The following is a 22764-nucleotide window of genomic DNA, read 5'->3' on the forward strand; positions in this document are numbered from 1 at the left end:
GCGCCGCCCCCTCTGCCCATGCTCCAGTCCGGCGACGGATCCATCAGCAATCCGCACGCGCATCACATGGCGTGGTCGTCGTTCTCCGCCTCCGGCAATGCTCGGAGATTGGGCATGCCTACTCGTTTCTCGCTGTTGTTTGCTGCATTGGTCACGGCCCTCCTGTTCTGCCACGACCCCGTTCACGCTGACGGCAAGGTCTTCGCCCGAGTCGTGACCACGACGATCCCCGACCAGGAGGCGCTTGTTTACTTCAAGGACGGCGTCGAGACCCTCGCGATCGAGACCCGCTTTGTCGTTGATGGTCCGGCAACAACCGACCAGCCCGCCGCCGACAGTGAGTTTGCTTGGGTGGTCCCTGTCCCCGGCGCCGGGGGGATCCCGGAGGTCTCGGCGACCACCCGCGGCGTATTCCCGACGCTTCGCCATGTCTTCTCGCCCCGGGTCATCAGCAACACCGATGGCATTTGGGTCGCGGCGATCGCGTTGTCGCTGCCCTTTCTGCTTGGTTGCTGCGTTCGCTTCCGTTCGCCGGTCATAATCACCGGCATGACCCTCTTGTCGCTGATCCTCTGCGTGATGCTCGCGTTGCCCGCGCTTGGGAGGGCGCGATCAATGCTACCCGCGGCGGATGGTGTCGAAGTTCTAGAGCGTTCATTTGTGGGTTCGTTCGACGTTGCGATCATCGCCGGTGACCCGTCGGTGCCAGCGGCCGATTCCGGCGCGAACCTCGCGGCGTGGTTGAGGACCAACCACTTCGACCTCCCGCCAGGTGTTGAGTCTGTTCTTGCCGACTACGCCGCGCGGGGCTGGGTCTTCGTCGCATCGCGTCTGGGGGCGTCTGATTCCGGGCCGGGAGCACGGCTCGCCCCGCATCCTCTTGTGTTCAGATTCAGGACTCCAGAGGCCGTGTATCCGCTCGTCCTCACCGGGACCGGCGGGACTTCTCTCGCGGTCGACCTCTATGTCTTCGGCGACGGCCTTGCCGCGGCGGACGGCTTTCGCGCAGTCCGGTGCGCCCCCGATGTCGTCAGCGCGCCCGTTGATTCGACGGGATGGCGCCCGAGTATCCGTGAGCCCAGGATCGCGCACGAAGAGCTCCGCCGGCTCGTGCCGGAGTCGACCACACTGACCAAACTCACGGCGACGCTCACGCCGGACCAGATGCGTCGCGATGCGACCATCCGCTTCGAGCCGCCGAAGGACATCGGCCGCGAGGTGTACTCCTACGGGGCCGCGGCGTCCGTTGCGGCCGGCTATGGTGGCGCCGTCCTCGTGGTCGCATCCTTGGTGCTGGCAATGCTGTGCGTCGCCAGTCGTGCCGGGACGGCCAAGGGCCGTATCGGGAGCCTGATGGTGGTGCTGGCGTCAGCCGCGGTCGCGGTGGGATGGTACGTGACGCTCCCCACCGCGCCGACGGAACGGGCGAGCCGACCGACTTCCCCAAACCTTCGGAACGCGAGCGAGGCAGTCTCAACTGAGATCGCGCGAGCTCGAGAGGCGGATTCGGACTTCACGCCGACAGCGGATTGGATCCGCGCCCGGCTAGCGGCCGCGGTCGAGTCAGACGCCCGAAGCCGCCCGCCCGGCCGCCCTGCCCGTCAGGTGAGAGAGGAAGACTCGCCCTTCAATTATTCCGTCCGAGAGGCGGCGCCGGGGAGGTTCGAGCTTGTCACGTTCGACGCGTACGGCGTTGCAGAGGAGCCGTCCGCGGTATTTGAATGATCGCCTGCCCGGCGCGGCCCGACGCCGCTAGCATCACAGATGCCCAATCCCGCTTCGCCACCGGCAAAGACCGAGCGTCCCCAGGTGCGGATCTACGACGACAACGCCGAAGAACTGCTCCGCTCCGACCAGTTCCCCGACCGGGTCAGCCTGTTGCCCAGCAACGCCCCCGGCTCTGCCGCGTGGGCCGGCGGCGGTAGCGGCGCCGCGGCGGGAGAGCGGATCCGCATCCTGTGGGGCCAGGACATGCTCCGCGACGTCCTCGACGGCCGCTACCGCGCCGTGATCTGCGGCGTCAACGACCAGGACAACTCGCACGGCATCATCGCCCAGTTGGTCGATCTGATCCACACGAGCCAGTGGACCGCCCGCGCCGTCACGTCCTTCGCGAAGATGTTCCAGGAGTCGGTGTCGGTCCACGCCGCGGGCGACCGCGAGCCGTACGTCCTCAAGTACGACCTCGACAGCCTGCTGATCCTCGCCCTGCTGCGGCCCCGTGGGCGGGACCACTTCACCGTTGAGGATCTCGCGAGAGGGTTCGGCACGATCACCAAGATGCTGCGGGACCGGCGCGAGCGCATGCCGGTGTGCAGCGTGTCGTTCCTCGCGGCGCGAGCGAACCGCCTCATTGAGGGCGGGCCCGGCAAGGGAGCCGAGGGCGAGCCGAGTTTCGAAACAGTCCTCCGGACCATGTTCAACGCGGGGTTCCGCGGCGACGTCTACACGGCCCCGGCGATGTGGCGATTCGCCCACGTCGGAGTCTTCCCGACGTATCCGTTCCCCGAGGGCCTGGACCGGATGCGGGTTGGGAGCAGTTGAGGCCGCGTTCGGGGCGGCTTTGTCGGGTCGCGCATGCTGGAATCCATCGCCAATCGACTCGCCGCGTTTCCGCCGGCCCTGAAGGGCGCGGTGGGGTGTGTCAGCGCGGATGATGCCCGCTGGAAGCCGCAACACCCCAACTATCCGAAGGGAGCCTGGTCCGTGCTCGAGATCGTCTGCCACCTGGCGGACGAGGAGGTGCTGGATTTCCGGGCGCGGCTGGAGTCGGTGCTGCGGGATCCGGGTTCGGCCTGGGCGCCGATCGACCCGGAGGGGCGGGCGGTTGAACAGCGGTACAACGAGCAGGAACTCGGGCCGGCGCTGGAGCGGTTCGAGCGGGCCCGCGCGGCGAACGTCGCGTGGCTGCGCTCGCAGGTCGCTCCCGACTGGTCGGCGGTGCACCGGCATCCGAAGTTCGGGCCGATCGCCGCGGGGGACCTGCTGGTGTCGTGGGCGGCGCATGATGCGTTGCACCTGAGACAGATCGCGAAGCGGCTGTACCAGCTGGCCGCGAGGGATGGCTCGACCTTTTCGACCGCGTACGCCGGGGAGTGGGGGGCGTAGGGGTCGGGCGCCTCAACCATCCGGATCAACCGGCGTTGAGCTTTTCAAAGAGATGGTCGAACCTTGCGCGGAGTTCGACAAATGGGAATCGCGGTGTGCCGGCCGCGGAGCGGTTCCGCAGGGGTGAGACCTGCAGGAACTGAACTTTGCACATGGTGTCGTACTCCCCCAGCGCCATGTCCAACAGGATGAACCCGGGGTTGATGAACCGTTCATCGTTCACCTCTTTGCATCCTTTTAGGAAGAGCTCAATGTCGATCTTTCCATCTTCCCCGGGGGAGATGGCGGCCTCGATCTCGGCGAGATCGAACTCGAGATCCTCGAACGCAAGGCCGGCGCCCTCAGACTCGAGAACCGAGTCGGGGATGCGAGGCCGGAATCGAATGACCTGCCACTGCGGAATGGCAGGGGCAGCATCACAGAGGCGCTCGACAGCATCGACATTGTCGATATCACCATCGGCGCTGATGATGATCTGACGGGGCGTGACTCCTGATTGGGACAGTTCCCAGGAGAGGCCATCCCCTACCTTCCACAGCTGCTCCTGCATCTCGGAGATTGGGGGCGAATCCGGGTCGTTCGCCTGAAGCATCGCGGCGCTGTTCCGTTGAAACCAGTTCCAGAACATCTCCTCGGGTGACTTGGACTCGTGCTTCGGCATTGAGAGCGGCTCCGCGGATGTTGCGAGGTGGACAAATCGTGCAACAAAGTACCACGGGTCTGCAATCAGAAACGCACGCGCCCGCTGAGTCGGGGCGCGTGCGTTGTGGTTGGAGAGTGCGTGCCGCGGGCCGGCGGCTGACGGGCCCGGGCGTTTGCCTTCCCCTGGTACGGGTGGCGGGGCGGCTCAGTACTTGCGGAGCACGCTGCGGACGATGCCCTGGACCTTGCAGTCCTTGACGTAGATGGGCTGGTACTCGGGGTTGGCCGGCTGGAGGCGGATCCGGCCGTCTTCGCGGTAGAAGGTCTTGAGTGTGGTCTCGCCGTTGGGGAGGAGCGCGACGACGCGGTCGCCGTTGGCCGCGGTATCGGCCCGTTCGACGAGGATATAGTCGCCCTCGAGGATCCCCTCATCGCGCATCGACTCGCCCTGGACTCGGAGGGCGAAGATGGAGCCGGGACGGCCGGGGCGGGGGCCGATGATGTCCATGACGTCGAGTTCGTCGCGGTCCTCGATCTTCTCGATCGGGTAGCCCGCGGCGATGCGGCCCACGAGCGGGAAGTGCAGCGGGCGGGACTCATCGGGGACGGCGATCCCCTCAGCGATCGACAAAGAGCGAGCTTTGTTCGGCTCGCGCACCAAAGCGCCCTTCTTGATAAGCGCTTCGACGTGCTCGAAGACGGTGACCTTGCTCACGCCGATCTCGTCGGCGAGTTCCTGCATGGTCGGGGAAAAGCCACGGCGAAGGCGTGAGTCCCGGATAAGTTGCAGAATGCGGAGTTGCTTGGGTGTCAGGTTCATAACGCGCTCCCTCGAATGAGATTGGACCACACGGGGCTGCACCCGGCGTCAGTACCGACGTCGGGCCCACACAAGACCGGCCGGGATCGCCGCTGGGCGACGCTGGGGCCGGAGAAAGAAGGACGGAACGGATCGCCGCGTCCTGCTCGGCGAGCAGGCGGGAGGCTCCAAAGAGCGATGCGAGACGACGGGCGACCCGAGACAGGACGGTCGAGTCGCGTGCAGGGGACCGATCCCAGGAGCGGGCCGGGCCGATCGAATCGAGGATGTCCAGGGCGTGCTGTTCCGGGGCCGCTGCCGACCCCGCGTGCCCCCATGCCCCCCCGGACCATGGGGATCCCCCGTCGGAGGACATTCCGGAACTTGGCATCGCCGCGCCCTGCCGGCGAATCAGGCTGCCTTGCGGCGAGCCGTAGATGCTCTCGACGAAGTCGCCGCCGGGGCCGAGATGGACCAGGGGCATGCTGCTGATCGTCATGTGGGTCTCCCAGGTCTGGCCGGACCACCGTGTCCGGCTCGAAGGGGATGAGACACCCCGGGGTACGGCCGAAGGGGCCGACTGACCGGGCATGGGCTCCACCCATTGGGACGGGAGACCTGTCGCTCCACGACAGGTTGGGCCTACCTAGGCCTGCGAAAGTGATCGGCGAACGTGTCATGACTTCACCAGAATCATTGCTCGATCGTTCGGATTAGACTAGGCGATCATCGTCCACACGGCAAGGGGTAGGACAAAGTTTTTTTGGTTTCTATTCCCTACTTCGCACGGAGTTGTGCGAAATTCCGCAAGACTCCTACCTAAAACCAAGGCGCAGGGCGAACGATTTGTTCCCCTTCCGTCCGCGCAGAACAGCGCCAAGACGACAACTTGGGGTGGGGATGTGAGCGATTACAGCGAGAGGAACTCAGCCGCGGTGCGGTGCAGGAGTTGGTCGCGCACGCTGGGGTCGAGATCGGTCATGGCGCGGATCATCGCGCCGGGGACGGACTCGCCGAGCGGGAATGGGTAGTCCGAGCCGAGGGCGATCCGCTCGGCGGAGAACTGGCGGATCAGCGAGCGGAGCGCATCGGGGTCGTGGGTCAGCGAATCCACGTAGAAGCGGGCGGGCGTGATGGTCCCGTTGGTTTGCACCTTGGCGAGGTAGTCGCGGGGGTGGGTGGTCGTGTCGATCGCGCACAGGTCGGGGCGGGAGTCAAAGCCGTGACCGATCCGGCCGACGGTGCCGGGGAACGAGCCTCCGCCGTGGGCGAAGCAGATCCTGAGGGTGGGGAGGCGATCGAGCAGGCCGGAAAAGAGGACCGAGGCGATGGCGCGGGCGCCCTCGGCGGGCATGCCGACCAGCCACGGGAGCCAGTACTTGTCCATCTGGGCGGAGCCCATCATGTCCCAAGGGTGGACGAAGACGGCGGCGCCGAGGTCCGCGGCGAGTTTGAAGACGGGGAAGAGGGCGGGTTCGGAGAGGTTCCAGTCGTTGGCCAGGCCGGTGCGGTCGGAGGCCTCGACGTGGGTTCCGATCTGGACGCCGCGGAGGCCGAGGTCGGTGATGCAGCGCTCCAGTTCGCGGCAGGCGGCGTCGGGGGATTGGAGGGGGATGGTGCCCAGGGCGGCGAAGCGGGTGGGGTGGTCGCGGCAGATGCCGGCGAGGTGGTCGTTCAGGAGGCGGGAGAGGTCCAGGGCGTGCTCGGGGTTGGCCCAGTACGAAAACATGACCGGCACGGTGGAGAGGACCTGCATGGAGAGTGGGCCGGCGAGGCGGTCCATCTCGGCGATGCGGACGGCGGGGTCGTAGCAGTTGGCGTCAACGCGCCGGAAGAAGCGCCGGGAGCCGTCGGGGCAGGAGCGGTGCATGGCGGCGCACGACGGGGTCTCGTGGGCGAGATCGACCCATCCTGCGTAGCCGGAGCGTGTGGTCCAATCCGGCCAGGAGCGGGGGAGGATGTGGGTGTGGAGGTCGATGAGGGTGGGGGCGGGGGGCACGGGGGGATAGTAAGGGAATGGGGTGGGGGCGGTGGGGGGTGGGGAGGAAGGAAATGCCGTGCCGGGTGTGGATGTTCCGGTGCCCATCGATGATCATCACATGGTGAGCTACGCGCGAGGGAGAGTTGAGGTTGAGGATGTGCGGCAGGCGGCGGCGAGGTAGCCACGCGCGAACACAAGGCCCGCATCGCCTGCAAGATCAGCCTTCACCGCGGCGAGTGCGTGCGGTATTTGGCCAGCGATTGGATCGATCTAAAGCGCCGTGGAACAATCGCCGGGCTCCGATACGGCATCGAAGGAATGCGGGTAGGCGGTGCTCGGCGTGTGACGATTCCGCCGCACCTCGGGTATGGCAAGACCGGTGCCCCAGCGGCTGGCATTCCGCCTGGTGCTCTGTTGATCTGCGATGTGGAGCTTCTCGAACTCCAGTGGGCTCGCCCAATCCCGCCGAAACTCAAGATTGCGAGGGAGCGAAGACAGCAGCGCAAGTCGGAGGGCTGATCGCGGGTATGGGATGGTCCGTTGAGGCCAGAGGAAGGGGATGCCCTTCCTCCGGCACCTCCATCCTTCGACCCGCAACGGAGCCAATGGGGGGCGACGACCTGTTCAGGCCGGTTCGTTGCCGCGGTTGATCATTCGGTGTCGCTTACCGGATAGTGCGACAGTTCCAAGGCGATCCCACAGGCACCCGCGAGTCGGATCAGTTCAGCCGGAAAGCGATCCGACTGCGCGGCGACGTCATGCCACGCGATGCCGAAATCAAGAACGACCCCGCTCACGCCGGGGAACTCGACCAGCCTGCGGACCTCCTCCGCACTCGCCCTCAGGAACTCGACCGCGTCCGCCAACTGGCCTGCGAAGTCGTCCAGGTCGGTATTACTGACTACGACGTTCAATCCGGACTCCTTCCGCTGGCGACCTTGGGGCCGAGTCGTCGGAGGCGGGGTATCCGCGCGGCGGAACACGCTGGCGACGTTCCACTTGCAGTCGCCAACGAACGCGTCGACGTCGAAGTCGGGACCTGATGCTCGAAGAACGGCGGTCAACTTGCCTCCGCTGGATAGATGCACCGTCGTGCAGCCAATTGGTACAACTCGAACACGCTGGTGCGAAGTGTACCGCTCGTTGCGCCATTGGCGGCTGGACCCCGTGCGCTGTGCGCGGCCGTTTGCATGCGGCGGCCCCGCTTTGCTGACGTGCTGCGCGTGTTGGTACGCTGGTCGAGACGAAAGGAACCGCCCCATGGACTTGCTCACTTCACTGTGGCTCCCCATCCTCCTCTCCGCCGCGGCGGTGTGGATCGTCTCCACCATCCTCTCGTTGCCGTTCCTGCACCACAAGAACGACTGGGTCGGCCTTCCCGCCGGTCAGGAGGATGCCCTTCTCGGGTTCCTGCGCACGAGCGGCATCAGGCCGGGGAACTACCTGTTTCCCGACTTCCGCAGCCGCGAGGCGATGGAGTCGGAGAAGGTGAAGACGGCGCTGGAGCATGGCCCGGTGGGCCACCTCAGCGTGTGGTCGCCGCCGCTTTCGATGGGGGGCAAGTTGGCCGGGACGTTTGTGGTGTACCTCGTGGTGAGTGCCCTGATCGCCTACCTGGCGTCGGTTGCGCTGCCGAGGCCCGCCGAGTTTGCCAGGGTCTTCCAAGTGGTCGCCACCGCCGGGGTCCTCGCGTACTCGTTCGCGTTTATTCCGAGCGCCATCTGGTTTGGAGCGTACAGGCGAGCGATCGCCGCGGGCGTGGTTGATGGCGTGGTCTGCGGCCTGATCACGGGGGCGATCTTCGCGTGGCGGTGGCCGCATTGAGGGGTTGTTGAGGGCGGAACGTCACTTCGCATTGCGCTCGCGGAGCGGGCCGTGCTTGTACGTGTACGCCCGCGACTTCACCGGCAGACCGAATACCTGGCGATCCTGCAGGCATGCGCCGTGCTCGACTACGCCGTGCAGCACGAGCGAAAGCGGTGGTGGATCACGATCGGAGAGTTCGAGGAGGGTTTCTCGCAGCTGCTTCCACCAACTGCGGCAGAAGGTCGGCAAGAAGCAGCCGGGTTCTGCGCAGCAGTATGTTGTTCCGGATTGGAAGCGCAGTTCCAATTCGAACCGATTGCCGCTCGGGCTCACAGAAATGACCTGGGCCCGCGGCAGCGCTCTGTCGGGCCGGGTTGAATCGAAGAAGTACCGTTCGATCGCGCTCTGCAGCGCACGGGCCCATTCCAGATCTTTCTGGTAGTGCCGCTGTGAGCGACTTCGCGGTGATTGGGCCATCTAGAGATGATACGGCGGCGCCTTGCTCCGGATGACGCCATGCTCGGCGGGCCTACTCGAACGCGGTGTTATTCTCCAGCCCGCGGATGAACGACTCAAAATCCTTCGCGATGACGACGAGCCTGTAGTCCCATTCCTGGTCGACGTGAGTAACGCGTGGCTCGCCCTGGGGACCGCACTTGCTGTAGTCCAGACACACCATGTCGTGACCCGCCGATGGACAGTCAGCGAAATACACCCCGATCAGTGGGTAGCCCCACTCGTCGGTCCAGAACTTGTTCCCGAACTGGCCGCAGAGCGAACAACCCTTGTCGCTCCCTATGGAGTACAGGCCACTGATTGCGATGTGGTCGTACGCCCACATTGTCCGCTGCGTTGTGCGGTGGTTCCTCCGATGGGGAATCCCGCCATTCTGGAAGCTCATAAACTCGATGTACGATGCCGGGAGCTTGAAGCCGAGTTCATGTTCCACCGCACGGACCGATTCGCTGTCGAGCGGTCGGCCCACGTATTCCTCGAGTGCGTACTCGGAGTCCTCCCAGAACCCGGCAAAGTCGAAGTCGCCAAAGACGCCTGGCATGATCATCTCTCCGGTACGTCATCCGGACCCAATGGGTGGCGGGGTCCTCAGACCGCTTTCCGCTAGCAGCGTAACCGCATCGGTTCGCGGGAACGCTCGTGGGCGGCGGGGCCCTCGAAGCCCTTGGCTTTCGAGTGTGCCCAGCATTTCTCGATGTACGCCGCGGCATCCGGGGTTTTGCAGTCTGTGTCGCCGTGGTCGACATCGACCGTGCCGATCCGTTTGGCGGCGGCCAGTGCCGCCTTGCGAAGCGTGGCGCTGCGGCAGCCGATGGAAATGAGCGCCTGATTCATGAGGTAGCGGTGCGCGTTGGGCGCGGAGTGGATGCTCTTCTCGATCTGCGCGAGGCGCTCCGCGAACCAGGACTCCGCGGTCGATTCATCGATCATCGCCATCGCGCCGACGAGAGACCAGGCGGCGGATCGCGTCGATTCGTTCGAAGCGGCGAGCCACTTGTCGGCCTTGGCACGGGCGTGCGGACTCTCGGCTGCCAGGTATCCGACGTAGCCCGCCCAGTTGCGGGCGATTGGTGTGGCGGCCCAGCGGTCGAGTTCACGAGAGGAGATGCTCGCGGGGTCGGCGATCTTGGCCGCGAGGTTGCGGGCGTCGAAGTTCCCCGTGTCCCACAGGGACTCCGCCAGTTCCTGGTCCACGCCGATCCGCTTGCGGAGGGTCTTCAGGGTGGCGAAACTGACGCCGAACATGGGGTCCGCGACGCCGTGCCGGGCGTAAGTCTTGCGAGTCTGCGCCGAACCGGCTTTCTCCAGGGCGCTCATCGCGTCCTGGAGGGTCATTCGAGTTGCTGGAGTGTTCGAAGGCTTCCTGGGTGCACGCTTCGTTGTGGGCATGGGGTTGCCTCCGTGTAGGCGGGCTTCGCCGCGTGGGGCTACCAGCGAGATGTCATGGCAGCGCGCCGCGGGGTCTTGCGGGCCGTCTTGCCCACCGCGCGGATCTTGCCGCCCTTGAGGGCGACGGCGCCGGCTCGTTCGATGACGTGGCCGCACTTCTTGCAGGTGCGGTGCTTCGCCGGGCCATCCCAGAACTTGTGCATGATGACGGCGAGGTCCTCGTCGATCTTCTTGAGCCGCCAGCGGACCTCGTGAACGAGGGTGTCGCAGGAGGGGCAGTACCACTGGAGGCCGTCGAGGCCCCCCTTGCCGGCGACCTTCGGCCGCGGAAACTCGACGATCAGGCCGATAGTGCCGGCGGGGCGCTGCGGGCGGTGGGGGACCCAGCGGGGGAGGAGGAAGAGTTCGCCCTCCTTGACGACGACGTCGCGCGGCGGGCTGCCGTCGAGGGGGCGGATGCGGACGGCGATGTCGCCCTTGAGTTGGTAGAAGAGTTCCTCGGTGGGGTTGACGTGGAAGTCGTTGCGGGTGTTGGGGCCGCCGGAGACGAAGAGGATGACGTCGTTCGAGTCGGTGAAGAGCTGCTTGTTGGAGACGGGGGGCTTGAGGTTGGCCCGGTTCTGGTGGATCCATTTCTGGAGGTTGAGAATGGGGAGTCTGGTGGGCATGAGCGGGCTCCGGGCGGGGTGATCGGTCCGGGTCATTAGATCGCGCCTCCGGCCGCGGGGCAAGGAGCGTGATGAAGTCGTCGTGGCGGGAGTTGCTCCGGCGCTTGGGATGATGGACAATCGAGCATGACCACCGGCACACCGCGCATAGCGCTCGAGACCACCCTGCTGCTCCACGGCGTTCCGCGCGAGGCGGCGATGCCGCTGGCGGCGGCGCTGCGGGGGATCGTGCGGGAGAACGGGGCGGAGGCGGCGCTGGTGGGGGTGATCAGGGGCGAGCCGACGGTGGGGGTGAGCGATGAACAGTTGCAGGGGATGCTCGATGAGGTCGCGGCGGCGGGGGCGGACGGGGTTGGGGTGCCCAAGCTCAATACGTCGAACATCGGGGTGGCGATGCACCGGGGGCTGACGGGGGCGACGACGGTCTCGACGACGATGGAGATCGCCGCGGCGCGGGGCGTGATGACGTTTGCGACCGGGGGGCTTGGGGGGGTGCACAAGGGGTACGGGGTGACGCTGGACATCTCGGCGGACCTGGCGGCGTTCACGCGGTTTCCGGTCGCGGTGGTGACGGCGGGGGTGAAGTCGATCCTGGATGTCGCGGCGACGCGCGAGGCGCTGGAGGCGCTGGGTGTGCCGGTCATCGGGTTCCGGACGGACTGGTTCCCGGCGTTCTACCTGAGGAAGACGGACCCGCTGATCGCGGTGGATGCAAGGTTCGACGACGCCGCGGAGCTCGGGCGCTTCGCGAGGCGGGAGATCCACAGGACCGGGCGGGGGATGGTGATCGTGAACCCGATCCCCGAGGGGCAGGAGATCGCGCCGGCGCAGTGGGACCAGTGGCTGAGCACCTCGATGAAGCGGGCGCTCGCGGCGGGGGTGATGGGGCGCGCAGTGACGCCGTTCGTGCTCAAGACGCTGCACGAGGTTTCGGAGGGGGTTACGCTGCGGGCGAACGTTGACCTGGTCAAGAGCAACGCGGCGGTGGCGGCGCAGGTGGCGCGGGCGATGCTCGCGGAGCGCGCGGGGTAGTTGGGACCGTGGTGATCGGTCGTTGTTCGAAGAATCGGCGGATTGGGCGGGGTTTGGGCGTGATCGCCGAACCATTGAAACCGGTGGGGTGTAGTTCCAAAGAAGGTCTACACCATGATCGACATCACTCCGCTCATTCTGATCGGGACGGGTTTGGCCCTCGGCGGTCTGGGGGTGTGGTTCGTCACGCGGAAGTTCCGCGGCTGGAGCGGCTCGCGCCGCCGGCAGGAGCGCATCGTCACGCAGACCATTGCGGAACGGGTGCGCGCAGTGGGCAAGCTGGTGGCGCTGGAGGTGTTCGCGAAGGAGATCGCGACCGCGACGACCGGCTGGGCGTGGCTGCCGCCGCTGCTGCTGAGCCAGGCCCGCCTGGCGATGATCTTCAACTTCGAGAAGCAGTACTTCGTCGACCTGTCGCGCGTGCGGACCGAGGACGTTGAGCGCCTGGAGCCGGAGGTGGCGGCGGGTGTGCCGACCGGGGGCGGGCGGTTCAGGGTGCGGCTGCCGAAGATCGAGGGGTCATTGCGGACGATTGACATCACGCCGTACGACATCCAGAACGCACGGGTGCTCGGGTTGCTGGACGTGATCCCGATGACGGCGGACCGGCAGCGCGACCTGATGAAGCGGGCCCAGGAGCAGGCCGCCGAGTTGTACAAGTCCAACGACGAGCGGTACCTGCGCGAGGCCAAGCTCAGCGCGGAGCGGCATCTCAAGTCGCTGATGGAGCTCTTTGGCGTTCGCGTCGAGGTGGTGTGGGACGAGGGCGTCCCGTTCGCGGCTCGGCTGTCGGGGGATGCGCCGGCGGAGCGGTCGGCTGACCGGGCGATCGAAGCGGCGAGCGCCGCGGCGTAGCCCGGCAACGGGCACCTTCATTCCAAGTTGGCGTCGCCGCGGGCTTTTCGGCCCGCGGTCGTGCACGTGACGGATCGTCCTCGGTGGCGCGTCCCGATGCGTGGTCGGGCTGCGCTTGCCGACCGGGGGTGGAGGGGGATACCAATCAGATCGCTGGTTTGCGGGTGAGTGTTCGGAGTCTGATCTGAGCAGAGCCACCATGATCGACATTCGAAAGTTGACCAAGCGGTTCGGGCCCTTTGTCGCGGTGGACGGGGTTTCACTTCAGGTGCAGAGGGGCGAGGTGCTCGGGTTCCTGGGGCCTAACGGCGCCGGGAAATCCACGACGATGAAGATGGTGACCGGTTTCCTGACACCCACCAGCGGCACGGCCGTGGTGTGCGGGTTTGACGTCACCGAGTCGCCGCTGGCAGTGAAGGAGAAGATTGGCTACCTGCCGGAGGGCGCGCCCGCGTACCCGGAGATGACGCCCGAGTCGTTCCTTCGGTTCGTGGCGGAGGTGCGCGGGCTCAAGGGGGCGGCGCGGGCCAAGCGGGTTGCCGAGGTGACCGACACGGTGCACCTGGAGGGGGTGATGCGGCAGCCGATCGAGACACTGTCGAAGGGGTACAAGCGTCGGGTCGGGCTCGCCGCGGCAATCCTGCATGATCCGGATGTGCTGATCATGGATGAGCCGACGGACGGGCTGGACCCGAACCAGAAGGCGGAGGTGCGGGGGTTGATTTCGGAGATGTCGCCGCGGAAGGCGATCCTGCTGTCGACGCACATCCTGGAGGAGGTGGAGGCGGTGTGCACACGGGCGGTAATCATCGCCCGCGGGCGCGTGGTGGCCGATGGGACGCCGGCGCAGTTGCAGGCGCGGTCGCGGTACCACAACGCGGTGGCGATGAGTGTCCGGGGCGGCGCGGCGGGGGCGATCACCAGCGAGTTGTCGCGAGTGGCTGGCGTGGCAGGGGTGCAGGAGATGACGGGGGAGCGGTCCGCGGCGGCCGGGAACGGGACGGTTCGCGTGATCGTGTTCCCTCGTGATGGGAGGGCCATCCTGGGCGAGGTCAGCCAGGCGGCGAGGGTAAAGGGGTGGGAGGTGGACGAAATCAGGGTCGAGACCGGGCGGCTCGACGAGGTGTTCCGATCGATCACCGGCGGGCCGGGCGGGGGCGGTGCCGAGTCGGGGAGCGGCGGCGGGGCTGTGAAGGGAGGCGGGCAATGACCGGCGTGGCGCGCACGTGGGCGGTGTGCAAGCGGGAACTGGGCGGGTACTTCGTCACGCCGGTGGCGTACGTGTTCATCGTGATCTTCCTGCTGGTGACGGGGATGTTCACCTTCTCCGGGGCGCTCGGGGCGTTCTTCGAGCGGGGGCAGGCGGACCTTTCGAGTTTCTTTGGGTTTCATCCGTGGCTGTACCTGTTCCTGATCCCGGCGGTGTCGATGCGGCTGTGGGCGGAGGAGCGCAAGCAGGGGACGCTGGAGCTGCTGCTGACGCTGCCGATCCCGCTGCCGGCCGCGGTAGCCGGGAAGTTCCTGGCGGCGTGGTTGTTCACGGCGGTGGCGTTGGCGCTGACGTTCCCGGTGTGGATCACGGTGAACTACCTCGGCAAGCCGGACAACGGCGTGATCGTGGCCGGGTACGTCGGCAGCCTCCTGATGGCGGGGGGGTACCTGGCGATCGGATCGTTCGTTTCGGCGATGACGCGGAACCAGGTGATCGCGTTCGTGATCACAGTGGTGGTCTGTTTCCTGTTCCTGATCGCGGGGTTCGACCCGGTGATGAGCGCCGTGACGGGGTGGGCTCCGCAGGCGGTGGTGGACGCGATCGCGTCGTTCTCGTTCCTGACGCGGTTCGACTCGATCAGCAAGGGAGTGATCGATGCGCGGGACCTGGTGTTCTTCGTGTCGCTGATGACGGTGTTCCTGATCGGGACGGCGGTCGTGGTCGAGTCGAAGAAGTCGTAGAGGAAGGGGCGTGAGGCCATGAGCAAGGGACTTGTGTCGCTCATCGTGCTCGCCGTGCTGGCGGTGCTCTTCGTCGGCGTGAACGTGCTCGCGGGGGCGGGGCTGCGGTCCACGCGGATCGATCTGACGCAGGGCAAGCTCTACACGCTCGCCCCCGGGTCGCGTGCGATTGCCTCCAAACTGGACGAGCCGATCACCCTCACGCTGTACTACTCGGAGAAGACGGCCAACGAACTGCCCGCGCCGTACAAGGCGTACGCCGCCCGGGTCAAGGAGGTCCTGCGCGAGTTCGTGAGCGCCTCGAAGGGGAAGATCAGGCTCGAGGTGGTCAGTCCGGACGCCTCCCCGGAGGCGGAGGACAAGGCCGCTGAGGCGGGGCTGATGGGCGCCGAGACGGGGCGGCCCGGGAGCGACCGCTTCTATTTCGGACTCGTCGGGCGCAACGCCACGGACCGCACCGAGACCGTGCCGTTCTTCCGGCCGGACCGGGAGCAGTTCCTGGAATACGAGATCACGCGGCTGGTGTACCTGCTGTCGGACCCGGCAAAGAAGACGGTCGGGCTGATGACGTGGCTGCCGGTGGAGGGGATGCAGGCCAACCCGATGACGCGCGGCCAGGGGATGCCGCCGTGGCAGATCGTCCGACAGATGCGGGAGTTCTTCGATGTGAAGTCGGTGCCGAGCGACGCCGCGGAGATCCCGGCGGATGTGCAGGTGCTCATGATCATCCACCCCAAGGCGATGAGCGAGGCGACGCAGTACGCCGTCGATCAGTTCGTGATGAGGGGCGGCCGGGTGCTCCTGTTCGTGGATCCGCTCTGCGTCGTCGATGTGCCGCCCGGGATCAACCCGATGCAGGCGATGGGGATCCCCAAGTCGTCCAACCTGCCGGCACTGATGGAGGCGTGGGGCCTGGAGATGGAGCCGCAACGGGTCGCGGCGGACCTTGGATCGGCGCTGCAGGTCAGCGCCGGGGCGCACTTCGTGGCATGGATCGGCCTTGGACCCGAGAATATGGACGCGTCCGATCCGGTGACGGGCCAGCTCAAGTCGCTCAACATGGCCGCCGCGGGGGTGCTCAAGGCGAAGGACGGCGCGGGCTCGCAGTTCACGCCGCTGGTGCGGACGAGTTCGGACGCGGCGCCGATGGATGTGCAGGCGGTCGAAACGGCGTTGATGGAGCGTGATGGGCCCAAGACGCTGCTGAGCCAGTTCGTTTCGGGGGGCAAGCCGCTGGCCGTCGCCGCGAGAGTCACCGGGAAGTTCAAGACCGCCTTCCCCGGCGGACGTCCCGCCCAACCGCCCCCGAAGGAGGGCGAGGCGCCCAATCCGCCGCCGGCCGGGGGAACACACCTGAGCGAGTGCTCCGAGCCGGCGAGCATCATCGTCGTGGCGGATTGCGACATGCTCTCGGATGGCTTCTGGTCCCAGGAGGAGCGGATCGGCAACATGCTGATCGGCTACACGAAACTCGCCGACAACGGCGACCTGGTGATCGGGGCCCTCGACAACCTCTCGGGTTCGAGCGACCTGATCGGGGTGCGGGCGCGGGGCCGCTCTGCGAGGCCGTTCGACCGCGTAAAGGAGATCCAGAAACAGGCCGAGCAGGAGTACCAGCAGAAGGAGGCGGAACTCCAGACCAAGCTGCGGGAGACCGAGCAGCGCATCACCGAACTGCAGCGCCAGCGGCCCGACGGCAGCCAGGCGCTGCTGCTGACGCCGCAGCAGCAGGCCGAGATCGAGAAGTACCGTGTCCAGGCGGTGGAGACCCGCAAGGAACTCCGCAATGTCCGGCACCAGATGCGCAAGGACATCGAGGGGCTCGGGACGCGGCTGAAGGTGCTGAACATCGCGCTGGTCCCGGCACTGGTCGGGTGCGCCGCGATCGGGCTGAGCCTGTGGCGGGTGCAGCGGCGGCGGGTGGACCGCCGTCGCGATGAGGGAAGGCCCGAGGCGCGGACCTGAGCCCGCGGGAGAACCTTGAGATGAAGAACTCCAACGTGCTGGTGCTGGCGGGGGTGGCGGCGGCGGTCGTGGTCGCGGCGGTGGTCGTGACCCGCAGTGCACGCGAGGAAACAGCGGTCCACCGGGATGAGAGCGCCAGGCTGTTCCCGGCGCTGGGGGATCGGATCAACGACGTCGCGTCGGTCACGATCAGGCGAGCCGGAAAGGAGTGGACCGTCGCTCGAAAGGACGGCTCCTGGGGACTCTCGGAACGCAACGGCTATCCGGTGCAGTTCGAGGCGCTCAAGGCGACGCTCGTGGGAATGGCGGACCTCCGGCCTGTGGAGCCCAAGACCAGCAAGCCCGAGTCCTATTCAAAGATCGGCGTGCAGGACCCGGGCGCGGAGCCCGCGACCGAAGCGGCCGCGGCGGCGGGCGGCGCGCTGATCACTCTCCGCGACGACAAGGGGCAGGAACTGGCCTCGCTGATCGTCGGTACTGCCAAGTTTGGCCAGGTGCCGGAGGTCTTTGTGCGCAAGGCCGGGGAGGCGCAGTCGTGGCTCGCGCAGGGCAGCGTTGATGTTCCGAGCGAGCCGATGGCATGGGTCGACCGGCAGATCATGAACGTGTCGCGCGAACGGGTTCACACTGCGAGCGTGCAGCATCCCGATGGCGAGCGGCTCTCGGTCTCGCGGAGCAAGCCCGAGACGCCCGTGTTCGGGGTCGATGACGTCCCGCAGGGGCGGGACCTGACCAGCCCGTCGATCGGGGAGAACCTCGGCGGCGCGATCACCTATCTCACCCTCGCCGATGTGCAGCCGGCGACCGCGGTCGACATGGAGTCCAATCCCGGCCCGGCGTCGGAGTTCAGGACGTTCGACGGGCTCGTGGTCAAGGTCGCTACGACGAACAAGGACGGCCGGACCTGGGCGACGTTCTGGGCGGGCTTCGACCCCGCGGCGCGAACACCCGAGGCCGACGCCACGGATGCCGTGCCCGAGCCGACACCGGCGGACCAGCCGCCGCCGGACGACCGCGCCCGCAAGGCGCTCAGGCCGGTGGACGAGGTGAAGAAGGAGGCCGAACAACTCAACGCCAAGCTCTCGGGCTGGGTGTTTGAACTGCCCGACTACAAGGCCGCGGTGCTGACGCCGCGGATGGAGAAGTGGCTCAAGCCGACTGCTCCGCCGCCCGCCGCATCGGAGCCGCCGACGCCGTTGGCGCCGACACCGGGCGGTTGAGACGGCTAGACAGTCGCTACGACGCAGGGGCAATCGATTCGGCGACCAGGATCGTCCGCTCGCCACGCTCCACCGACTTCTTCTGGATCAGCCTGCCGCGGATGGTGACGGGCATGGAGTCCAGCGCGGCGGCGTCGCTCGCCACGCGGGAGACGTCGACCTCGATCGGCTTGGCGTCGTCACTCGGCGGCTGGAGGATCCAGCCGGTGTGCTCTCCCCCTATTGCCATGATGCCGCCGCGAAGGCGACCTGTGCGCTCAACCATGCCGGCATCGTTGGCAGGCGCTGGCGTGCCTGGTTCCGCGGCGGCCGGGGTGGACTGGCCGGATGGTGCTGGGGCAGGCGTTGGTGCCGGTGCGGCGCACGCGGCGAGGGGCACGAGGAGTGCAAGCAGCAAACGCTTCATGGGGTGATCCTGTGAGGCCAGGGTCGAGCGAGGGCCTCATCCCGAGGATACCGCGCCGATCGGTCGCGGCGTCACCGCGACTGGTAGAGCGTTCCCGCACTCCGAGCAGTGGGGGGACTGGCCGATGGGGTAGCCGCATCGCTCGCACTGGGATCTGGAACGCCGCCAGCGACGCCGGAACGCACCAATGCCGAGCACGAGCGCCGCCGGGAGACCACCGTACAGCAGCACGCCATACAGAAACCCCGGCCACACCGGCTGAACAGGCAGCCGCTTGTTGGCGATGTGCCATGTCATCCCGTTTGGTTCGACGGTGGTCCACGCCTGCGAGCCGAGGCCAACCCCGGATCGTGCGAACGAGGAGTCACCGGTGTCGATCAGCCCCTGTGTGCCATGGAACGCGTCGCAGGCGAGCGCGGGAAAGGGCCAGCCCGCGACCAGGATCTCCCGGCGGCACCACGCGATGTCACCGGCTCCGAGGGCCTGGTCCTCCCGGAGCAGGGGGACGTAGCCAACCATGACCAGCACCGAGAGGCCGCGGGCGGAGCGTCCATCCACCGTGGAGACCTCGAGAAACCCTTCCCGCTCGGGCCACTGCGTCCATTCCGGTCGTTCGTACGAGAGGTCGCTGTTCAGGAGGATGCAGAGCCACGCGGCGGCGACGTTCGCCAGCACTCCGATCGCGAGGAATCCAGCCAGGATGATCGCTGCCCGCTTCATGGACGGGTGTGCCCGCACTCGGGGCACTGCGCGAGGTTGCCGACTGCATATGCGCACCGCGCGCACAAGCCCCGGCGCACGCGGGCCCCGCGCCGCCATGCGATCGGAACGGCGGTCAGTACCCACAGCGCCGCCCCGAAGGTGACCGAATCGATGAGAAACCCGGGCCACACGGGGACCCACGGCAACGCGCTGGCGCGAATCCGGGAAGCGATAGCGTCAGGCAGTTCGATGACCCCGCGGCGAGCGACGATCGAAGCGCCGCCGGTGGCGATCAGCGGCCCGTGGTCCGCGAGGTAGGTCATCTCCAGTGCCCGGACCGGGAACCCGAAGGACCACGTGTTGACCTCAAACCTCGGAACCGGGGCCCTCGTTCCTCCGGGGGGGCCGAACTCGCCGGCGCTGCGAGTCTGAGCGCACGTCCGCCACAGGTTCCATGAAACGACCGTCGAGCCCGGCGCCTCCCAGTGCCCGGGCACGCTGCAGGGCCACTTCGACGCTGGAAGCGTGGCCTCGCCGGTCATCTGGCGGTCCAGGAGCAGGAACGACGACCACGATGCGGCGACTGTGGCCAAGGCGCCAAGCAGCAGGAACAACCCGAGGATCGAGAGGCGACGGCTCATAGGCGATCCGATCGCTGTGGGCGCGGCCCGGCGCTCGCGAGCCGGTTGCTACGCCTCCGAGAAGTCGTACCGCGCCGAGTAGACACCGGTGGTGAGCCAGCGGATCTGGCGGAGGATGTCGTTGGCGAGGCTGGAGGCGCCGAAGCGGAACCACTCCGGAGTCAGCCAGCGATCGCCGAGGGTCTCCTTGACCATGACCAGGTAGTGAAGGGAGAGCTTCGCGGAGGCGATGCCGCCCGCTGGCTTCATGCCGACCATGTGACCGGTAGCGAGATGGTGGTCGCGGATGGCCTCGAGCATGATGAGCGTGACGGGGAGCGTCGCCGCGGGCTGGACCTTGCCGGTGGACGTCTTGATGAACCCGCCGCGGCAATCGCCGGACGAATCGGCCATGGCCTCGATGGCCAGGTCGCTGGCTCGCCGAACACTGTCGTAGGTCTCGAGCTCGCCGGTCTCGAGGATGACCTTGAGGTGCGCGTGGGTGCCGTCGCAGCGCTCGCACGCGGCGTGGACCTCGCGGATCTCCCGGGCCACCTCGTCGTAGCGGCCCGCGAGGAACGCGCCGCGGTTGATGACCATGTCGATCTCGTCCGCGCCGTCGTCCACGGCCCGGCGTGTGTCCTCGAGGCGTACGTCGAGCGGGTACTGGCCGCTGGGAAACCCTGTTGCCACCGAGGCGACCTTGATGTGGCGCCCGCCGGCTCGGGCCAGTTCTTCTTTCGCGAGCGCGACGAACGTGGGGTAGACACAGACCGCGGCGACCGATGGCAGTTCGGCCGATTCCAGCGCCAGCCCGTCGCCGGGACGGATCGCCTTGCGGCACAGAGCTCGGACCTTCTCCGGCGTGTCCTTTCCCTCGAGGGTGGTCAGGTCGATCATCGACATGGCCAGCAGCAGCCCGGCGAGCTTCGCGGGCTGCTTGATCGATCGCGCCTGGAACGACGCGGCGCGAGCCTCGAGCATGACACGATCAACGGTCCGCAGTTTCATGGCCGGTCTCTGGGAAACCTCGGGGATCACTTTCGGATGGGGACGGTGCGAGGGTCCTGCAGCGGCCGCGGGCCCTCGCCGTACGGGGGCGCATCAACAAGTTTCGCGGTGCGGATGACCGGCGGGTTCGCGGGGCGGTCGCGTCCGTCCGACCCCGGCGGGAGGATCGGCGTCCGCGCGATGGCAAGGATTGTCTCCGCACCGCTGACACAGCGTCCAAACGACGTGTACCGGCCGTCGAGTGCCGCCGTGCCGTCGCGGCTGAGGCAGAGGAAGAACTGCGAGCCCGCGGTGTTCGGGTCGTCGTTCCTCGCCATCGAGACCACGCCGAAGTCATGGGGCAGCGTGCTGGGCTCCAAGTCGATGTTGTAGCCCGGGCCCCCTTCGCCCTTGCCCGTGGGGTCGCCGACCTGGATAACAAAGGGGTTGCCCTGCTGGTTGACGGCCACGACGCGGTGGAAGATCACGTCCGTGTAGAACCCGCCCTCGACCAGTTCGCGGAAGTTCCACGCGGTCGTCGGGGCGGCGTCGGGCCGGAGTTCGATCTCGATCGATCCCGCCGTGGTGTCGAGCACCACGTGCTTGTCGACGTAGGCGCGGAAACCGGAGTAGACCCGGCGGCGCGAGTCGAGGGGGAACCGGGGCATCCCGGAGACAGGGTCGATGACGACCGGGTAGGCGGCCGAAACCATGGGCTGGATGACTACGGCGGGACCGACCTTCTTGCCGCCGACGAGCAGCTGGGCGTAGACGACCTTGGGAGTCTGCGTCGTCCACAGCGACGGGAAGATCGCGGCGATGTCGACCCCGCCGGGCTGCACCGGCTTCTGGTCGAGGACCTTGGCGGTTTCGGGTTCGAGCAGCGCGATCTCGGCGGCGCCATCGACACCGGCGGGCATCGCCACCGTCATCGGCGCGGCACGGTTGATCCCGTAATAGGTGCGGTCGGGCGAGAGCTGGGCATTGGCAAGGTGCGCCCAAAGCCCAAGGCAGACCGCGGCGACGAGGGCCGCGCGGGCTCGGTCAAGCATGTCGTGGCGCATTCGCGGGGTCCTCCTGGGCGGCTGGAATAGGACTGTACCGCCTGGGCCGCAGAGCGTCTCGACATTGGAGGTCGGAAGTTGGCACCGCGACACGCTGAATATGGGGCGTGTCAGTTCGCGGAACATCGCAACGCGATTAGCGAGAGGCCGACGACGTGGCCGGGCCATCGAGCATGTTCCACGCGCCCTCGATCTTCTCCTGGGCTCGTGGATCGACATCGTTGGTCGGCAGCATCGCGATGAACCGGGAAGCCGAGTCGGCAAACCAGGCGACGCTCATGTCCACGCGCATCACGTTGGTCCCCACCCGGTGGCTGAAATCGGCGTAGGTGCGCATGCTGTCTGAGACGACGGCGAGCGTCGGCTGGCTGAACAAGGTAAACCTCCGCCCATCCGAGGTGGACGAGCGGTAGTGGTAGTTGCCGATGATCTGCCCGTCCTCAAGGCCGTTCCAGCGGCGCGAGTAGCGTGCCAGCGAGTGCTCGCCGCGATGAGATGGGCAGTAGAAGACGCCGGGTGCATCCAGGTACTGGCCGGCGTAGAGGTGACCAAGGCCATCCCAGGCATCCGCGGGTGCTTCGAGTCGCAGCGTGTCCATCTGTTCCGGGGAACCAGCATCCCGGTACTGCGCCGAGAAAACGCTCGGTGGGAACTGATCGTGGTAATCCTCAACGTACATCGCCACACCAAGGCCATGCTGGCGCACGTTCGATGAGCACACCACCCTGCGGGCCGTCTCGCGGACCATCGCGAGGCTGGGCATCAGCAGGCTGATCAGAACGCCGATAACCCCAATGCTGACCAGAATGTCAGCAAGGGTAAACCCTCGCCGATTCGAAGGGCCTGCCTTTACAAATGTTGCGCGGGATGAGTGGCCGGACGCCATGCGTGCCACTTGAACCCTCCAGCGATACCCCACCTGTTGAGACTGTACAAAGAGCCGACGCTTGGAGCAAGAGCCTTGTTCGCTCTCGGGCGAAAAAAACGCCGTCTACCCTAACGTTTTCCTTTTTCGCCCTTCACAATGAAGGCAGGTCCGGGTTACGCT

25 protein-coding genes are annotated in these 22764 nt (G+C 66.9%); 11 read left to right on the forward strand and 14 right to left on the reverse strand.

Features of this window, described 5'->3' with window-relative positions; translation table 11 throughout:
* The first annotated feature begins 114 nt into the window (after window positions 1–114).
* The 3 genes from KF745_14230 to KF745_14240 are packed head-to-tail and all read left to right on the forward strand — an operon-like array spanning window position 115 to window position 3108.
* On the forward strand, window positions 115–1725 hold the full coding sequence (locus KF745_14230) for a DUF2330 domain-containing protein (GenBank protein MBX3359572.1): 1611 nt from the start codon (window positions 115–117) through the stop codon (window positions 1723–1725).
* 39 nt (window positions 1726–1764) lie between these two features.
* Window positions 1765–2544 carry a hypothetical protein gene (locus KF745_14235; protein ID MBX3359573.1) on the forward strand — a complete coding sequence of 260 codons (780 nt, stop codon included), beginning with the start codon at window positions 1765–1767 and terminating at the stop codon, window positions 2542–2544.
* 33 nt (window positions 2545–2577) lie between these two features.
* Window positions 2578–3108, forward strand: a complete 531-nt coding sequence (locus tag KF745_14240) for a DinB family protein (GenBank protein MBX3359574.1) — start codon at window positions 2578–2580, stop codon at window positions 3106–3108.
* A 25-nt stretch (window positions 3109–3133) separates the two neighbouring features.
* Here the strand turns inward: KF745_14240 and KF745_14245 are convergent, their stop codons facing one another.
* The 3 genes from KF745_14245 to KF745_14255 form a co-directional block, all read right to left on the reverse strand.
* Entirely contained in the window at window positions 3134–3769 is a 636-nt protein-coding gene (locus KF745_14245) for a hypothetical protein (protein ID MBX3359575.1), read from the reverse strand.
* A gap of 186 nt (window positions 3770–3955) precedes the next feature.
* On the reverse strand, window positions 3956–4570 hold the full coding sequence (lexA, locus tag KF745_14250) for a transcriptional repressor LexA (GenBank protein ID MBX3359576.1): 615 nt from the start codon (window positions 4568–4570) through the stop codon (window positions 3956–3958).
* An 889-nt stretch (window positions 4571–5459) separates the two neighbouring features.
* The gene (locus tag KF745_14255; protein ID MBX3359577.1) at window positions 5460–6548 is read right to left on the reverse strand and encodes an amidohydrolase; all 1089 of its coding nucleotides are present in this window, start codon (window positions 6546–6548) and stop codon (window positions 5460–5462) included.
* A 231-nt stretch (window positions 6549–6779) separates the two neighbouring features.
* On the opposite strand from KF745_14255, the gene KF745_14260 reads away from it, so the two are divergent.
* The gene (locus tag KF745_14260; protein MBX3359578.1) at window positions 6780–7049 is read left to right on the forward strand and encodes an FKBP-type peptidyl-prolyl cis-trans isomerase; all 270 of its coding nucleotides are present in this window, start codon (window positions 6780–6782) and stop codon (window positions 7047–7049) included.
* Window positions 7050–7180: 131 nt separating this feature from the next.
* Here KF745_14260 and KF745_14265 read toward each other — a convergent pair whose 3' ends face one another.
* Window positions 7181–7594, reverse strand: coding sequence for a hypothetical protein (locus tag KF745_14265; GenBank protein ID MBX3359579.1), 414 nt, complete (start codon window positions 7592–7594; stop codon window positions 7181–7183).
* A 196-nt stretch (window positions 7595–7790) separates the two neighbouring features.
* Between KF745_14265 and KF745_14270 the strand changes: the two genes are divergently transcribed.
* On the forward strand, window positions 7791–8354 hold the full coding sequence (locus tag KF745_14270; GenBank protein MBX3359580.1) for a hypothetical protein: 564 nt from the start codon (window positions 7791–7793) through the stop codon (window positions 8352–8354).
* A gap of 21 nt (window positions 8355–8375) precedes the next feature.
* On the opposite strand, the gene KF745_14275 is transcribed toward KF745_14270, so the two are convergent.
* The 4 genes from KF745_14275 to nbaC form a co-directional block, all read right to left on the reverse strand.
* Window positions 8376–8813 carry a hypothetical protein gene (locus KF745_14275; GenBank protein ID MBX3359581.1) on the reverse strand — a complete coding sequence of 146 codons (438 nt, stop codon included), beginning with the start codon at window positions 8811–8813 and terminating at the stop codon, window positions 8376–8378.
* 52 nt (window positions 8814–8865) lie between these two features.
* Entirely contained in the window at window positions 8866–9393 is a 528-nt protein-coding gene (locus KF745_14280) for an SMI1/KNR4 family protein (protein MBX3359582.1), read from the reverse strand.
* 62 nt (window positions 9394–9455) lie between these two features.
* A complete protein-coding gene (locus KF745_14285) occupies window positions 9456–10187 on the reverse strand; it encodes a DNA alkylation repair protein (GenBank protein MBX3359583.1) in 732 nt (243 codons plus the stop codon).
* Window positions 10188–10279: 92 nt separating this feature from the next.
* Window positions 10280–10909, reverse strand: coding sequence for a 3-hydroxyanthranilate 3,4-dioxygenase (gene nbaC, locus KF745_14290; GenBank protein MBX3359584.1), 630 nt, complete (start codon window positions 10907–10909; stop codon window positions 10280–10282).
* 126 nt (window positions 10910–11035) lie between these two features.
* Between nbaC and KF745_14295 the strand changes: the two genes are divergently transcribed.
* From KF745_14295 to KF745_14320, 6 genes are all read left to right on the forward strand, one after another.
* Complete coding sequence (locus tag KF745_14295; GenBank protein MBX3359585.1) at window positions 11036–11941, forward strand: pseudouridine-5'-phosphate glycosidase; 906 nt, start codon at window positions 11036–11038, stop codon at window positions 11939–11941.
* A 114-nt stretch (window positions 11942–12055) separates the two neighbouring features.
* The gene (locus KF745_14300; protein MBX3359586.1) at window positions 12056–12796 is read left to right on the forward strand and encodes a DUF4230 domain-containing protein; all 741 of its coding nucleotides are present in this window, start codon (window positions 12056–12058) and stop codon (window positions 12794–12796) included.
* Between the two features lie 199 nt (window positions 12797–12995).
* Window positions 12996–14006, forward strand: coding sequence for an ABC transporter ATP-binding protein (locus tag KF745_14305; GenBank protein MBX3359587.1), 1011 nt, complete (start codon window positions 12996–12998; stop codon window positions 14004–14006).
* Complete coding sequence (locus KF745_14310) at window positions 14003–14749, forward strand: ABC transporter permease subunit (protein MBX3359588.1); 747 nt, start codon at window positions 14003–14005, stop codon at window positions 14747–14749. The genes KF745_14305 and KF745_14310 overlap by 4 nt, the downstream gene beginning before the upstream one ends.
* An 18-nt stretch (window positions 14750–14767) precedes the next feature.
* Window positions 14768–16714 (forward strand): Gldg family protein, encoded by a 1947-nt coding sequence (locus KF745_14315; protein ID MBX3359589.1) that lies wholly within the window; start codon window positions 14768–14770, stop codon window positions 16712–16714.
* A gap of 20 nt (window positions 16715–16734) precedes the next feature.
* On the forward strand, window positions 16735–17934 hold the full coding sequence (locus KF745_14320) for a DUF4340 domain-containing protein (GenBank protein ID MBX3359590.1): 1200 nt from the start codon (window positions 16735–16737) through the stop codon (window positions 17932–17934).
* Between the two features lie 16 nt (window positions 17935–17950).
* Here the strand turns inward: KF745_14320 and KF745_14325 are convergent, their stop codons facing one another.
* The 6 genes from KF745_14325 to KF745_14350 all read right to left on the reverse strand — a co-directional run bounded on the left by KF745_14325 (window position 17951) and on the right by KF745_14350 (window position 22479).
* Window positions 17951–18199 (reverse strand): hypothetical protein, encoded by a 249-nt coding sequence (locus KF745_14325; GenBank protein MBX3359591.1) that lies wholly within the window; start codon window positions 18197–18199, stop codon window positions 17951–17953.
* A 177-nt stretch (window positions 18200–18376) separates the two neighbouring features.
* A complete protein-coding gene (locus KF745_14330; protein ID MBX3359592.1) occupies window positions 18377–19060 on the reverse strand; it encodes a hypothetical protein in 684 nt (227 codons plus the stop codon).
* The gene (locus KF745_14335) at window positions 19057–19683 is read right to left on the reverse strand and encodes a hypothetical protein (GenBank protein MBX3359593.1); all 627 of its coding nucleotides are present in this window, start codon (window positions 19681–19683) and stop codon (window positions 19057–19059) included. Before KF745_14335 ends, KF745_14330 begins: the two co-directional genes overlap by 4 nt.
* A 48-nt stretch (window positions 19684–19731) precedes the next feature.
* Entirely contained in the window at window positions 19732–20673 is a 942-nt protein-coding gene (deoC, locus tag KF745_14340; protein ID MBX3359594.1) for a deoxyribose-phosphate aldolase, read from the reverse strand.
* A gap of 26 nt (window positions 20674–20699) precedes the next feature.
* Window positions 20700–21716, reverse strand: a complete 1017-nt coding sequence (locus tag KF745_14345; GenBank protein MBX3359595.1) for a peptidylprolyl isomerase — start codon at window positions 21714–21716, stop codon at window positions 20700–20702.
* 136 nt (window positions 21717–21852) lie between these two features.
* Window positions 21853–22479: a DUF1559 domain-containing protein gene (locus KF745_14350; GenBank protein ID MBX3359596.1), complete on the reverse strand. Its 627-nt coding sequence runs from the start codon at window positions 22477–22479 to the stop codon at window positions 21853–21855.
* Window positions 22480–22764 lie beyond the last annotated feature (285 nt).

The organism is Phycisphaeraceae bacterium, from assembly GCA_019636655.1.
Lineage (GTDB): Bacteria > Planctomycetota > Phycisphaerae > Phycisphaerales > UBA1924 > JAHBXB01.

Coding starts and splice junctions, on each gene's coding strand:
- nbaC (MBX3359584.1), bottom strand. CDS start 10,909: ATGCCCACCAGACTCCCCATTCTCAACCTCCAGAAATGGATCCACCAG.
- KF745_14345 (MBX3359595.1), bottom strand. CDS start 21,716: ATGCGCCACGACATGCTTGACCGAGCCCGCGCGGCCCTCGTCGCCGCG.
- KF745_14310 (MBX3359588.1), top strand. CDS start 14,003: ATGACCGGCGTGGCGCGCACGTGGGCGGTGTGCAAGCGGGAACTGGGC.
- KF745_14275 (MBX3359581.1), bottom strand. CDS start 8,813: ATGGCCCAATCACCGCGAAGTCGCTCACAGCGGCACTACCAGAAAGAT.
- KF745_14330 (MBX3359592.1), bottom strand. CDS start 19,060: ATGAAGCGGGCAGCGATCATCCTGGCTGGATTCCTCGCGATCGGAGTG.
- KF745_14285 (MBX3359583.1), bottom strand. CDS start 10,187: ATGACCCTCCAGGACGCGATGAGCGCCCTGGAGAAAGCCGGTTCGGCG.
- deoC (MBX3359594.1), bottom strand. CDS start 20,673: ATGAAACTGCGGACCGTTGATCGTGTCATGCTCGAGGCTCGCGCCGCG.
- KF745_14315 (MBX3359589.1), top strand. CDS start 14,768: ATGAGCAAGGGACTTGTGTCGCTCATCGTGCTCGCCGTGCTGGCGGTG.
- lexA (MBX3359576.1), bottom strand. CDS start 4,570: ATGAACCTGACACCCAAGCAACTCCGCATTCTGCAACTTATCCGGGAC.
- KF745_14350 (MBX3359596.1), bottom strand. CDS start 22,479: ATGCCCAGCCTCGCGATGGTCCGCGAGACGGCCCGCAGGGTGGTGTGC.
- KF745_14320 (MBX3359590.1), top strand. CDS start 16,735: ATGAAGAACTCCAACGTGCTGGTGCTGGCGGGGGTGGCGGCGGCGGTC.
- KF745_14305 (MBX3359587.1), top strand. CDS start 12,996: ATGATCGACATTCGAAAGTTGACCAAGCGGTTCGGGCCCTTTGTCGCG.
- KF745_14245 (MBX3359575.1), bottom strand. CDS start 3,769: ATGCCGAAGCACGAGTCCAAGTCACCCGAGGAGATGTTCTGGAACTGG.
- KF745_14280 (MBX3359582.1), bottom strand. CDS start 9,393: ATGCCAGGCGTCTTTGGCGACTTCGACTTTGCCGGGTTCTGGGAGGAC.
- KF745_14300 (MBX3359586.1), top strand. CDS start 12,056: ATGATCGACATCACTCCGCTCATTCTGATCGGGACGGGTTTGGCCCTC.
- KF745_14235 (MBX3359573.1), top strand. CDS start 1,765: ATGCCCAATCCCGCTTCGCCACCGGCAAAGACCGAGCGTCCCCAGGTG.
- KF745_14295 (MBX3359585.1), top strand. CDS start 11,036: ATGACCACCGGCACACCGCGCATAGCGCTCGAGACCACCCTGCTGCTC.
- KF745_14325 (MBX3359591.1), bottom strand. CDS start 18,199: ATGGTTGAGCGCACAGGTCGCCTTCGCGGCGGCATCATGGCAATAGGG.
- KF745_14240 (MBX3359574.1), top strand. CDS start 2,578: ATGCTGGAATCCATCGCCAATCGACTCGCCGCGTTTCCGCCGGCCCTG.
- KF745_14230 (MBX3359572.1), top strand. CDS start 115: ATGCCTACTCGTTTCTCGCTGTTGTTTGCTGCATTGGTCACGGCCCTC.
- KF745_14335 (MBX3359593.1), bottom strand. CDS start 19,683: ATGAGCCGTCGCCTCTCGATCCTCGGGTTGTTCCTGCTGCTTGGCGCC.
- KF745_14270 (MBX3359580.1), top strand. CDS start 7,791: ATGGACTTGCTCACTTCACTGTGGCTCCCCATCCTCCTCTCCGCCGCG.